The organism is Streptomyces sp. NBC_00425 (assembly GCF_036030735.1).
In the GTDB taxonomy this organism is placed as follows: domain Bacteria; phylum Actinomycetota; class Actinomycetes; order Streptomycetales; family Streptomycetaceae; genus Streptomyces.
Genome location: NZ_CP107928.1, coordinates 6377234 through 6389982, shown reverse-complemented (window position 1 = coordinate 6389982; position 12749 = coordinate 6377234). Strand labels below are relative to the sequence as shown.

The window sequence follows — 12749 nt, the reverse complement described above, 5'->3', positions numbered from 1 at the left end:
GACGCCGCGCCGATTCCGAACCGTCCGTTCACCGGCGGTCGGGACTGATCAGCGCGGCTCGCTAAGCAGAAGGCGTACAGCACGCATGGCGTTAGGGTACCGCAGGCCTTGAGCACGAGGCCACGCGCTTACGTATGCATGGTCGAGACACCGCAGGTGTGCCGAGAACGGGGGGTCAGAGCTGCATCCAGGGTCTTGGTTACTTCGCGTAACAGCCGCTAAAGGACATCACAACAGCCACATCGTCGTTTCATAACAACGCAATAACTCAAACCTCGTACCCATCGGTATGGAGCCACTTAGAGTTCGGCAGCGGGACCGCTTTCCCGAAACTGCTCGGAGTTGCCCCCATGAACCCTCGTTCCAGTAACAGCACGCTCCCCAAGCCCGGCCGGTCGGTCTACGGGTTGGCGACGGCTGTCGTCCTGGTCCTCATACCTGTGGTCGTGCTGGTCGGCGGCGACCAGTTGCAGGCATTCCTCAACTTCGGTGCGGGTGTCCTGTCGCTGGTGTGCCTCACCTGCTCGGTCATCTGGGGCCTCGTCGCCCAGGACCGGCTCATCCTCAACACCCGTCAGCGGATCCTCGCGCAGGGCGTCCACCGCGTGACCGCCGTCGGTTCCATCGCGTTCCTCGTGGTGCACATCACCGTGAAGCTGGCGCTGGAGCACACCGTCCTGATCGCCGCGCTGATCCCCTTCAGCCTGGGCATCAAGGGCAGCGCCGGGCTCATCGGCCTCGGCTCCCTCGCCGCCCTGCTCATGATCTTCGTGGGCATCACCGGTGCGCTGCGCAACCAGTTCGCCGCACCGGCCGAGGTCGCCGCCCGCTGGCGCGCGATGCACATGCTGGCCTACCCGGCGCTGTGCGCGGCCCTCATCCACGGCCTGTTCGCAGGGCGCGCGGCGAAGCCGTTCTTCATGGTCTCGTACGAGATCTGCCTGGCCGGCGTCATGGCCGCCCTCGCGCTGCGCGCCGCTCCGCGCCCGTTCAAACGCAGGGTCGCCGACCGGATCACCGCGCTCATGGGGGCGCCGGACCGCTCCGCGATGGACGGCCTCGAGGCGTCACGCGCGCGCGTGTCGGAGACCGGCTCGTCGGCGTCACGCGCGCGCGTCTCGGAGACCGGCTCGTCGGCGCTGCCCGGGTACGAGGGCCGCTCCGGCCGCTCGCCGCTGACGGACACGATGAGCTCCACCCGGATGACCCCGCCGTCGGCGTCGCCGCTGTACGACACTCCCGCCACCCCGGAGCCGGCGAACGGCTTCGCGGCCGCCTACCGTGCCGTCAACACCCCGCCGCGCGGCCAGCAGCCGCCCTACATCGCCGATCAGACGGCCCGCATGAGCATGCCGTTCGACCTGCAGCAGGCCACCGAGGCGATCCCGCGGGTCGACAACGGCGGCAGCACCTCGGGCAACTGGCCGATCCCGTCGCCGCCGCCGGTCGGCGAGGCGCCCCAGTCCGTCTACGACCCGCTCCAGGACACGGGATTCACCATCCCGGTCTATGGCAATCCGGGCACTCCCGGAGCCGGCGGACGTGACGTGTACGACACAGGTGAGACGAACCCCGGGTACGGCACGTACAACCAGAACGACACGTACAACAGCGGTCCCGCCAACGAACCATCGCCCGGTGCGTCGTACGACGCACCGGGTTCGGGCGAACCTTGGAACACGCCTTCCGGAGGCTATAGGTGAACGAGGCCCTGCCCGACGTCCCAGAAGTCCGCGTGGTCGGTCTTCCGCAACTCACGTCGGGTTTCGACCTTGTCGAGAGACTTGACCTGCCCATGCACCTGAAGGTGCACGGGCCGCTGGAGCCCCTGGGCGGAGAGGCCCTCGCGAAGCTCTCCGAGAACATCAACCTGAAGGGCCGCGGCGGCGCGGGCTTCCCCTTCCACAAGAAGCTGCGCTCGGTCGCCGAGGCCGCGATCAAACGGGGCGTCCGCCCGGTCGTCGTCGTCAACGGCAGCGAGGACGAACCGGCCTGCCGCAAGGACACGGTGCTCATCAACCGCGCCCCGCACCTCATCCTGGACGGCGCGCTGCTCGTCGCGGAGGCGCTGGGTGCCCGCACGCTCGTGGTGGGGGTCACCCGCGAATCCACTCAGCGCTCCATGGAGGCCGCGCTCTCCGAACGCGGGCTCAGCAACGGGCGTCGGTCGGCTCTGAAGGCGTTCGTCCAGCGCAACCCGATCCGCATGGTCACGGGCGCCGCCGCGTCGCTGATCCGCTCCATCGACGGCGGCCCGCCGATCCCGCCCGGCCGCAAGGTCAGCGCCTCGCAGAACGGCGTCGGCGGCGCGCCCACCCTCCTCTCCAACGCCGAGACGTTCGCCCAGCTGGCCATCGCCGCCCGCATCGGCCCGGAGCGGTACGGCAACACCGGCCTGTACGACGAGCCGGGCACCGTCATGCTGACGGTCTCCGGCGCGGTCGCCCGTCCGATGGTGATCGAGGTCCCCACCGGCGTACCGCTGCGTTACGTCCTCCAGCTCGCGGGCGCCCCGCCGGTGCCCCAGGGCGTGCTGACCGGCGGCTACCACGGCAAGTGGATCGACGCGGCGACGGTCAACGAGGCGGTCGTCTCCCGCAACTCGCTCGACGCGGTGGGCGGCGCGCTCGGCGCCGGCGCGATCCTGCCGATCAGCCAGGAGACCTGCCCGCTGGGCGAGTCCCTGCGCGTGGCCCAATGGCTGGCCGACGAGAGCGCGGGTCAGTGCGGCCCCTGCTACCTCGGCCTGCCGGCCGCCGCGCGCGGCATGGAGGACATCATCAACGGGGGCGGTCCGGCCGCCCTGGAGGCGCTCAAGCAGGTCGCCAAGAACGTCAAGCGGCGCGGCGCGTGCTCGCACCCGGACGGCTCCGCGATGTTCCTGGAGTCGACCATCAAGGCGTTCACCGACGACCTCGCCGCCCACGTCCTCGGCAACGGCTGCGGACGGCCCGTGGAGGGCGTTCTGCCGCTCTTCGAGGCGGGCATGGCCCCCGCGGCCATCACGAGCGGCCAAGCCCCGGAGGAGAGCGGCACGAGCCGTCAGAAGATCTTCGTCGACTGGACGCTCTGCCGCGGCCACGGCCTCTGCGCCGACATCCTGCCCGAGGTCTTCCAGCTCGGCGCCGACGGCTTCCCGACGGTGGCGCAGGCGAAGGTACCGGAGTACGCCGAGGCGAAAGCTCTACGCGCGGTGCGTCGCTGTCCGGCGCTGGCCCTGCGCATCGAGGAGGACACGCGCGCGCAGGCGCCCGCCCGCAACCTCCCGGTCCTCTCCCAGGGTCGCGGCCGCCGCGCGCTCGGCCGCTGAGGAACACGCCGACGACAGGCCGACGAACGACGGACAGGGGCCGCCCGAGAAAAGGCGGCCCCTGTCCGTCGTTCGTGACGGCACACACGGGAACGAGGCGCCGGAACACAAAAAAGATCCCGCCGAATCGCATCCGATCCGGCGGGATCTGTTGTGGAGCTAAGGAGAATTGAACTCCTGACCTCCTGCATGCCATGCAGGCGCTCTACCAACTGAGCTATAGCCCCTCGTGGCCAAGCGGCAGAGCCGCGATCTTGACCGTGCCGCCCGGTTTCCCCGGCGGCGACGCCAACTTTACCGGTCCGGCGGCGGACCGCCAAATCCTTTCCGCCCCGTCCGATTTAGCCCTTTATGTGGCGTCAAGCGGTGACGAACGAATAGAACCGCTTGAGCGTGCAGTGCTCCTCGAGGAGCCGGCCGTAGATCGGCTCCCCCTCGAGTTCGCGGTACGTCTCGATCGGGTCGCCCTTTATGATCAGCGCCCGCGCGCATTCCTCGCACCAGTACTGATAGTCGGGGTTGACCGGCTCCATGTCACGGACGATCGGGGTGCCGCTGCCGCACCAGTCGCACTTCCGCCTGTGTGCACCCATCGATCAGCTCCAGCTGTGGCCGCAGGCCGTGCACACGTAGGAAACCCCTCCGTTGTCGCCGAGAACCTGAGCCACATGGGCCGAACCGCAGGAGGGGCAACCGAGACGGGTGGCCTTGTCCCGCCCCACCGCTGCTCCGGAGAGACGACCGACCTCTCCGCGGATGCTCGCAGGCATCGCTACTCCCTCCCGTCGGGCCGCGCCCCCTCCGGTCGTTTGATTCTGCCACGGCCGGACCAATACGGTCAGCGACGCCTCAGTACCAGTCCGGACACGGCACCCAGGGCAGCTGTCGTAGCGAGCGCGAACATGCATGTGAGAAGCGCTTCCGCAGAGGTATACGCCTGCGGGGCACCAAGTGACTCAAGGCGGTTGAAGAACAGTGTGCCGAAGGCGGCGACACCGATCAGCTGCCCGAGCTGGGTGACCGTGGCCAGCAGCCCGCCGGCGTCCGCCGCGTCCTCGGGCAGCACGGCGGCCAGCGCCCCGGTCAGCGCCGGGCTGAAGGCGAGCGCGAGTCCGACGCCCACTCCGGCGTACGCCGTGTAGAGCCACGCGCCCCCGTCGTCACCGCCCCGGAAGACCAGCCCCACCGCGACCACGGACAGCGCGAGTATCGCGAACCCGGAAGGAATCAGGGCCCGTTGCCAGGAGGCCGGCCACCTGCGCCAGGTCAGCCCGACCGCGCCGAAGACGACCGCCGTGGGCGCGAAGGTGAGACCGGCGCGCAGCGCGCTGAACCCCAGGCCGCCCTGGACGTGCAAGGTCAGCACGAACAGGAAGCCCCCGTTGACCGCCATGACGGCCGTCACCCGCAGGACGGCGAGCGCCATCCCGGGGTGACGCAGTACCCGGGGCGCGATCAGCGGGTCGCCGCCACGCCGGGCGAGCCGGGACTCGGCACCCCAGAACAGCAGGAACACCAGGGCTCCGGCCGCCAGTGACAACCAGGACCACAGCGGCCAGTCCTCCTCCCGCCCGAGCACGAGCGGGACCGTGACCAGGGACACGGCAGCGCCCAGAAGCACGAGACCGGGCCAGTCCATCCTGCGCGCCCTGCTCCGCGCCGCTGCGCCCGCCTCCCGCTCCCCCACCGCTCCCGTAACCGCCGCCGAGTGCCCCGGCAGTCCGCCGCCCCGCGGCAGGACGCGCCCGCCCACCGCCAGCAGGACGAGGCCCACCGGCACGTTCACGAGGAACACCGGACGCCACCCGGCGCCCAGCAGATCGGCGTCCACCAGCACGCCTCCCGCCACCTGTCCGGCGGCCGCCCCGACCGCGAGGACCGCGGAGTAGACGCCGAGCGCCCTCACCCGCGCCTCCCCGCTGAACGTGCGCTGGATCAGGCTCAGCACCTGCGGGATCATCACCGCCGACCCCGCGCCCTGCACCAGCCGGAACACGATCAGCTCGGTGCTGCCCTGCGCCAGACCGCAGGCCAGCGAGGCGGCCGTGAAGAGGGCGAGCCCGACCAGATGGACGCGGCCTGGTCCGAACCGGTCGCCGAGCCGCGCACCGGTGATCAGCAGCACGGAGTACGTGATGGCGTAGCCGGCGACGACCAGTTGGAGGTCGGCTCCGGAGGCGTCGAGGTCGGAACCGATCGTGGGGGCCGCGACGTTCACGATGAAGACGTCGAGCAGTGCCATGAACTGGGCTGCGAGCACCACCGCCAGCAGCCGCCGGGACTGATTGTCAGTGCCGGGGTCTTTACTGGCAGCAGGACGTGAAGCGGTCGGGACAGCCGGGGGAACCGGGCTCGTCCGGGGTGTCGTCGTCATGCCGTCGAGCGTGACGAGGATCCGATACGGGTGCCGAGAGCCCGCTGATGCTGGTACTGACAGCACCTGGCAGGCGACGGGCGGAAACCCGACCATGGGGGCGTGACGATGGGGGGCGGCGTGACGATGGGGACGCGGACAGGGACACAGACGCACGCACGGGCGGACCAGCGGGCGGAGCGCGGGGCACGGGCCGCGGCGGGACCCGGACCGGCAAGCGGACCGGAGGCGGGACCGCGGACGGTTCTGCGGCCGGGGGTGGAGCCAGGGCGCCCGAAGCCCGGGGTGGCAGCACGGCGCCGGCCCGAACTGTCCGCCTTCCTGCGCAGCAGGCGCGCCAGGGTGACACCGGGCGACGTCGGAATACCGCCCGGGCTGCGGCGCCGCACACCGGGGCTGCGGCGCGAGGAGGTGGCCCAGCTCTCGGGTGTGGGCGTCACCTGGTACACCTGGCTGGAGCAGGGGCGGCCGATCAACGCCTCCGCACAGGTCCTCGACGCCGTCGCGCGCACGCTGCGGCTGGACCCGCCGGAGCGGGAGCACCTCTACCACCTTGCGGAGGTGCCGTTCACGGCGACCCCGGAGGCTCTGGTGCAGAGCGTGGGTCCCGAGATCCAGGGCATCATCGACGCGCTGGCGCCCCGGCCGGCCGTGGTCTACAACTCGCGCTACGACATCCTCGCCGCCAACCCGGTCTACCGTGACCTGTTCATCACCCCGGTCGAAGCCTGCGCACCGGGTCCGGACAACGCCCTGTGGCGGCTGTTCACGGTGCGGGAGGAGGACTGCCCGCTGATGTTCCGCGACAAGGAACTGCCGGTGATCGTGGCGACTCTGCGGGCGGCCTACGGGCTGCATGCCGGCGAGCCCGCCTGGGAGGACTTCATACGCGCGATGTCCGAGGCGAGTCCGCTGTTCGCACGGTTGTGGGAGACCGGTGACGTGGCGGAGCCCGGCCGTCGCGTGAAGGTCTTCCGGCATGCGGCCGTGGGCGAGCTGCGGATGACCTCCACCTCGCTGACGATCAACGGGATGCCGGAGTGCAGGATCGTCGTCTACACACCCGACGACGAGGAGACGGAACGGCGCGCGGCTCTGCTGCGGAGCGGGACGACAAAAAATCCCGCCCCCTGAGGGGCGGGACTTCCTGAAGCGATATCGACCGGTCTCTTTCGATCTTTGACAACTCAACAGAGTGTCGACCGACTGGCCGACCGGCCAATCCGTGGAGCTAAGGAGAATTGAACTCCTGACCTCCTGCATGCCATGCAGGCGCTCTACCAACTGAGCTATAGCCCCTCGTGCCACGCGGTGGAACCGCACGGTGTTTCGCTCCGCTCGGCGGTGCGAACAAGAAGAACTCTAGCCTGCGACCTGCCGGAAAGTGAAATCCGAGGCTCGCCGGCCCGACCGGTCGCTCAGTCGTCGTCGCCGAGCACCGGCTCGGGCAGTGTGCCGGCGTTGTGCTCGAGCAGACGCCAGCCCCTGGCGCCCTCGCCGAGGACGGACCAGCAGCAGTTGGAGAGCCCGCCGAGGCTCTCCCAGCTGTGCGCCTCCAGACCGAGAAGACGGCCGATGGTCGTGCGGATGGTGCCGCCGTGGCTGACGACGACGAGCGTCCCGTCATCGGGCAGCTTCTCGGCGTGCCGTACGACGACGGGGGCGGCGCGGTCGGCCACCTCGGTCTCCAGCTCGCCGCCGCCGCGGCGCACCGGCTCGCCGCGCTTCCATGCGGTGTACTCCGCACCGTGCCGGGCGATGATCTCCTCGTGCGTCAGCCCCTGCCACGCGCCCGCGTAGGTCTCGCGCAGGGACTCGTCGTGGGTGACCTCGAGGCCGGTGAGCGTGGCGAGCTCGGCGGCCGTGTCGGCGGCCCGCGACAGGTCCGAGGCGACGATGGCGTCGGGTTTGAGGGAGGCGAGCAGCCGGGCGGCGCGGCGGGCCTGAGCCACACCGGTCTCGGTCAGCTCGACGTCCGTCGTGCCCTGGAAGCGGCGCTCCACGTTCCAGGCGGTCTGGCCGTGCCGCCAGAGGATGACCCGGCGGCCACGGCGTGGCTGACGGGTCGTCGTCTGCTCCGGAGCTGTCACCGCAGCTCCTCGTATCCGGCGGTCTCGTCCTCCTCGGCCTGCAGTTCGGCGTGCTCCTGGGCCTTGCCGCGGGTCGCGAGGGCGTCGGCGGGCAGCGCCAGCTCGGGGCAGTCCTTCCACAGGCGCTCGAGGGCGTAGAAGACGCGCTCCTCGCTGTGCTGGACGTGGACGACGATGTCGACGTAGTCGAGCAGGATCCAGCGGGCGTCGCGGTCGCCCTCACGGCGCACCGGCTTGACGCCGAGCTCCTTCTGAAGACGCTCCTCGATCTCGTCGACGATCGACTTGACCTGGCGGTCGTTGGGTGCGGAGGCCAGCAGGAAGGCGTCCGTGATCGACAGCACGTCGCTGACGTCGTAGGCGATGATGTCGTGCGCGAGCTTGTCGGCTGCCGCCTGGGCAGCGATGTTGATGAGATCGATGGAGCGGTCGGTGGCGGTCACTACGTGGCTTTCCGTCGGCGGACACTTGTCCTCAAGGGTCTCACGGACCGCCGACGCCACCCCACGTGATTACGGCACCCCGCGTGACGAGGGGATCACGCGCGGGGGCCGCCTGTGTCGGGCCTCCCGCGCGTGCTCGCCGGCGGGTCATCCGGTGGAGGAGCGTTTGTAGTCCTTGCCCAGGACGACCGCCACGTCGGCGTTGCCGGAGACGGCGCCCTTCTTCACGGCGTCGGTGTCCAGCCCCAGGGTCTTGGCGACCTCGACGGCGTTCTGCTTGTTCGCGGCGTCCCCGTACAGGACCTGGGAGTCGGCCTTCGTGCCGGACGGGGCGCCGCCCTCCACGAAGGTGAAGCCGCCGTTGAGGAGCACCACGCGCGCGTCCTCGGTGTTGGCCTTGGCACCGCTGGCGTTCTGGACGAAGACACTGACCGCCGCGTCCTTGTCGGGGCTCTTCGCGCTCCCGCCGAGGACGTCCTTGACGACGCTCGCACTGGCCTCGGCGCTGAGCGTGCCGTCGGCCTGGACCGGCAGCAGGGCGGTCTTGTAGTCGCCGCCCTTGGCGAGGTCGGCGAGCTTGGCCAGGAAGGCGCCGAGATCCTTGTCGGTCAGGGACGGGTCGAGAATCTGCGCGAGGGTCTGCACGGTGACGGTGGCGCCCTGCGGGTCGGAGGACACCTTGCGCAGCACGCCCTGCATGACCTGCCCGAACCGCTCCAGCTGGGCGTTCTGGGCCTCGCCCTCGGCGCGGTGGGTGGCGTAGGCGACCGCCATCTTGCCGCTGAGGGTCTGGTTCTCGCCCTTCGCTACGAGAGGGCTCTCGCCCTTCTTGGCGTTCGGACCGGGCACGGCCGTGTCGGTGTCGACCTCGATGCCGCCGACGAGGTCGACGAGGTTCTGCAGGTACGGGGTGTCGAGACGCCAGGTCCCCTGGATCCGGGTGCCGAGCACGGTGTCCAGCGCGCCGCGCGTCCCGTCGGAGCCGTCGTCGTCGACGGATTTGGCGAGGGTCGTCGTGGTGCCGTCGTCCTGCGTGAGGACGAGGGAGTTGGGCAACAGGACGGTCGTGGCCTGCTTGGTGGTGGTGTTGTCGACGAGCAGGGCCGTGGAGGTGCCGCCCCCCGCGGTGTCGTGCAGGTGGACCACGACCACGTCACGCTTCTGGGCGGCGGCCGAGGTCCTGGTGCCCGTGCCGGAGTCCGAGGACGACGACAGACCGGGCAGCTTCCCGGCGTACCAGAGGTAGCCCACCCCGCCGACGGCGACCAGCGCCAAGACCACGACCAGGGCGACGAGCCGGCTGCGGGCGCGCCGTTTGGCCTCCTCGCGGCGCTCGGTGCGGTTCTCGGTGAAGTTCAGCCAGTCGATGACGTCCTCGGAGTCGCCGTCGGGCTCCTCCACGAACGCGAACTGCTCGGTGTGGTACTCCTGTTGGCCCTGACCGGCGGCTCCGGCGGCGTCCTGGCCGCGCTGGGCGTCCGTCGCATCGTCACCCGTGCCGGCGCCGAGCCCGGACCCGTGCCCCGTGTCGCCGTCCGCGCCGGCCCCGGCCCGTGGCTCGGCCGGGCCGGCCTGCTGCGGGATGTAGGCGGTCTGCTCGGCGGTCCGTGCCTGTTCGGCCCGGGGCTGCTGCCCGGCGGCGGTCTGCCCGTAGGGGTCGTAGGGGGCCTGCGTAGCGGTGCCGTACGGGTCGTAGGCGGCGGGCGGCTGGGGAGCGGTGTCGTACGGGTCGTAGGCGGGCGTCTGCCGGCCGCCCGTGCCGTACGGGTCGTAGCCGTACCCCTGCTGCCCGTGGTCCTGGTTCTGGCCCTGGCCGTGGCTCTGGCCCTGCTGCCCCGGGTACTGCTGCTGCCCGTAAGGGTCGTAGGACTGCTGGGGGGTCTGCTGGGGCGGGACCTGCCGGTAGACGGGCTGGCCGTACTCGTCGTAGCCGACGAGTTCGTACTGGTCGCCCCCGTACCCCGCGTCGTGTCGGTCGTTCACCGGTACCCCTCTCGGCTCACTCGCCGCGGTACAGCTCGCGCTTGTCGATGTAGCGCACGACGCCGTCCGGCACCAGGTACCAGACGGGGTCGCCCTTGGCGACTCTCGCGCGGCAGTCGGTGGAGGAGATGGCGAGCGCGGGCACCTCGACGAGCGAGACGCCGCCTTCGGGCAGGCCGGGGTCCATGAGGTTGTGCCCCGGCCGGGTGACGCCGATGAAATGCGCGAGAGAGAACAGTTCGGCGCTGTCCCGCCAGGTCAGGATCTGGCCCAGGGCGTCGGCGCCGGTGATGAAGAAGAGGTCGCTCTCGGGGTTGAGAGCCCGCAGGTCGCGCAGCGTGTCCACGGTGTAGGTGGGGCCGCCTCGGTCGATGTCGATGCGACTGACCGAGAACTGCGGGTTCTCGGCGGTCGCGATGACCGTCATCAGGTAGCGGTCCTCCGCCGGGGAGACGCTGCGGTGGCTCTTCTGCCAGGGCTGGCCGGTCGGGACGAACACGACCTCGTCTAGGTGGAACTGCGCGGCGACCTCACTGGCCGCCACGAGGTGTCCGTGGTGGATCGGATCGAACGTTCCACCCATGACGCCGAGGCGGCGCCTGCCGTTGTCCGACGGGCCGGTGGCCATGTCCTGCTCTCCCATGCGTGCAGACCCTACCGGCCCGGTCGCGGGGCCCCGGCCGGCGAATGCCCGGAGCGCCCCGCTATGCCGGACTGCCCGTCGTCGAACACCGAAGGCTCAGCGGTCGCGGTTGAAGCGGGTGGTGATCCACAGGAGGAGCAGCAGGATGATGAAGGCGCCGCCACCCGTGACCAGCGGGTCGAGGCTCTGGTGGTTGCCGCCGTGCTCCTCGCCCTCGGCGGCGAGGGTGACCAACTGGGCAGCGGCGCTGTGAAGGCTCATCTTCGGCAGGACCTATCCGATGGAGGTCCCCCCGCTCGAGCGAGGTCGAGAGTGGGGGAGGGCGGGATAAAGACGTCGGCCCATCGTAAACGGGCGGCTCCGCGGCGATCACGCCGACTCCGCCATTGGGAACCTTCCCGTCGGCTCAGTCGTCTTTCCGCTTGTAGCCCCGCAACAGGAACCACGCGGTGAGCGCACAGCCCAGGATCATCACGATCAGTACGACGCGGAGCAGATTCCCCGGCCCCTGCTGCTGGGCGGCGCCGACGGCCTCGGAGAGCCAGGCGGCTGCGGGACGGTGCTCCATGGGACGGGACTCCTTAGGTGTAGTGCCCGTCCACGGTAACTCCGCCTAGGCTGGCCTCTGCTTCGGGGGCGCAAAGGACCGCACAAGGGTCCGTAAAGGGTCAGGTAACGGGCCACACAGACGCACATGGGGGAAGACATGTCCGACGACGGCCACGAGCACAACGGCGCCGGCCACGAGCGCGTGCCGAGCAGGCAGCGCAGGCGTTTCCCGGGAATCTCCTCGCGTGCGTACGAGCACCCGGCCGACCGTTCCGCCCTGGTGGCGCTGCGCAAGCTGAGCGGTTTCGACACGGTGTTCAAGGCGCTCAGCGGGCTGCTGCCGGAGCGCAGCCTCAGGCTGCTGTTCCTGTCCGACTCCGTGCGGGTCTCCGACCAGCAGTTCTCGCACCTCAACGACATGCTGCGGGACGCCTGTTACATCCTGGACCTGGAGAAGGTCCCGCCGATGTACGTCAACCAGGACCCGCAGCCCAACGCCATGTGCATCGGTCTGGACGAGCCGGTCATCGTGGTCACCACCGGCCTCGTCGAGCTGCTCGACGAGGAGGAGATGCGGGCGGTGGTCGGGCACGAGGTGGGCCACGCGCTGTCCGGGCACGCCGTGTACCGCACGATCCTGCTGTTCCTGACGAACCTGGCCGTCCGGGTCGCCTGGATCCCGCTGGGCAACCTCGCGATCATGGCGATCGTGACGGCGCTGCGCGAGTGGTTCCGCAAGTCGGAGCTGTCCGCCGACCGCGCGGGTCTCCTCGTCGGCCAGGACGTGAAGGCCTCGATGCGGGGGCTGATGAAGATCGCCGGCGGAAACCACCTGCACGAGATGAACGTGGACGCGTTCCTGCAGCAGGCCGAGGAGTACGAGTCGGGCGGCGACCTGCGCGACTCCGTGCTGAAGATCCTCAACGTGCTGCCCCGCACCCATCCCTTCACCACGGTTCGTGCGGCCGAGCTGAAGAAGTGGGCGGAGTCCCGCGACCACCAGCGGATCATGGACGGCCACTACCCGCGGCGCAACGAGGACAAGGACACCTCGGTCACCGACTCCTTCCGGGAGTCCGCCGCTCACTACGCGACGAGCGTCAAGAGCTCCAAGGACCCGCTGATGAAGCTGGTCAGCGACATAGCCGGCGGTGCGGGCGGCCTGGGCGGCCGCGTCCGGCGCGGTTTCGACGGCTTCACCGGCCCGACTCCGCCGGAGGACCGGCCGCGCAACGGCTCGGACGGGGCCGCCGGCGCGGACGGGACGGACGGAGAGGGCGGGGCACAGGGCCCGGACGACACCCCTGCGCACGGCGGGAAGTGAAGCTCCGCTCCCCCGCCCCGGCCGCACGCCGCT

The 12749-nt window shown here is 70.4% G+C and carries 12 protein-coding genes and 2 tRNA genes; 4 read left to right on the top strand and 10 right to left on the bottom strand.

The features are described from left to right. The first annotated feature begins 350 nt into the window (after nt 1-350). Nucleotides 351-1703, top strand: a complete 1353-nt coding sequence (locus OHS82_RS27900) for a ferric reductase-like transmembrane domain-containing protein (protein WP_328434754.1) — start codon at nt 351-353, stop codon at nt 1701-1703. Continuing rightward, nucleotides 1700-3310 carry an NADH-quinone oxidoreductase subunit NuoF family protein gene (locus OHS82_RS27895; protein ID WP_057574697.1) on the top strand — a complete coding sequence of 537 codons (1611 nt, stop codon included), beginning with the start codon at nt 1700-1702 and terminating at the stop codon, nt 3308-3310. Before OHS82_RS27900 ends, OHS82_RS27895 begins: the two co-directional genes overlap by 4 nt. Before the next feature lie 154 nt (nt 3311-3464). Here OHS82_RS27895 and OHS82_RS27890 read toward each other — a convergent pair. From OHS82_RS27890 to OHS82_RS27880, 3 genes are all read right to left on the bottom strand, one after another. Further along, nucleotides 3465-3537: transfer RNA gene (locus OHS82_RS27890), tRNA-Ala, on the bottom strand. Between the two features lie 132 nt (nt 3538-3669). After that, nucleotides 3670-3903, bottom strand: a complete 234-nt coding sequence (locus OHS82_RS27885) for a hypothetical protein (RefSeq protein ID WP_003976229.1) — start codon at nt 3901-3903, stop codon at nt 3670-3672. A 245-nt stretch (nt 3904-4148) separates the two neighbouring features. Continuing rightward, complete coding sequence (locus OHS82_RS27880; RefSeq protein WP_328434753.1) at nt 4149-5573, bottom strand: MFS transporter; 1425 nt, start codon at nt 5571-5573, stop codon at nt 4149-4151. A gap of 396 nt (nt 5574-5969) precedes the next feature. On the opposite strand from OHS82_RS27880, the gene OHS82_RS27875 reads away from it, so the two are divergent. Beyond that, the gene (locus tag OHS82_RS27875; protein ID WP_328434752.1) at nt 5970-6818 is read left to right on the top strand and encodes a helix-turn-helix transcriptional regulator; all 849 of its coding nucleotides are present in this window, start codon (nt 5970-5972) and stop codon (nt 6816-6818) included. 92 nt (nt 6819-6910) lie between these two features. Here the strand turns inward: OHS82_RS27875 and OHS82_RS27870 are convergent. The 7 genes from OHS82_RS27870 to OHS82_RS27840 form a co-directional block, all read right to left on the bottom strand. Continuing rightward, a tRNA-Ala gene (locus OHS82_RS27870) sits at nt 6911-6983 on the bottom strand. A gap of 119 nt (nt 6984-7102) precedes the next feature. After that, the gene (locus OHS82_RS27865) at nt 7103-7774 is read right to left on the bottom strand and encodes a histidine phosphatase family protein (protein ID WP_057574696.1); all 672 of its coding nucleotides are present in this window, start codon (nt 7772-7774) and stop codon (nt 7103-7105) included. Then, entirely contained in the window at nt 7771-8217 is a 447-nt protein-coding gene (gene rsfS, locus OHS82_RS27860) for a ribosome silencing factor (RefSeq protein WP_057574695.1), read from the bottom strand. Before rsfS ends, OHS82_RS27865 begins: the two co-directional genes overlap by 4 nt. A gap of 147 nt (nt 8218-8364) precedes the next feature. Further along, a complete protein-coding gene (locus tag OHS82_RS27855; protein ID WP_057574694.1) occupies nt 8365-10200 on the bottom strand; it encodes a LytR C-terminal domain-containing protein in 1836 nt (611 codons plus the stop codon). Nucleotides 10201-10216: 16 nt separating this feature from the next. Beyond that, nucleotides 10217-10843 (bottom strand): nicotinate-nucleotide adenylyltransferase, encoded by a 627-nt coding sequence (gene nadD, locus OHS82_RS27850; RefSeq protein WP_057574693.1) that lies wholly within the window; start codon nt 10841-10843, stop codon nt 10217-10219. 96 nt (nt 10844-10939) lie between these two features. Continuing rightward, nucleotides 10940-11104: a hypothetical protein gene (locus OHS82_RS27845; protein WP_199863660.1), complete on the bottom strand. Its 165-nt coding sequence runs from the start codon at nt 11102-11104 to the stop codon at nt 10940-10942. 145 nt (nt 11105-11249) lie between these two features. Next, on the bottom strand, nt 11250-11411 hold the full coding sequence (locus OHS82_RS27840; protein WP_199863659.1) for a hypothetical protein: 162 nt from the start codon (nt 11409-11411) through the stop codon (nt 11250-11252). A 138-nt stretch (nt 11412-11549) separates the two neighbouring features. Here OHS82_RS27840 and OHS82_RS27835 point away from each other — a divergent pair, with 138 nt between their 5' ends. Beyond that, nucleotides 11550-12716 (top strand): M48 family metallopeptidase, encoded by a 1167-nt coding sequence (locus OHS82_RS27835; protein ID WP_328436113.1) that lies wholly within the window; start codon nt 11550-11552, stop codon nt 12714-12716. Nucleotides 12717-12749: the final 33 nt, after the last annotated feature.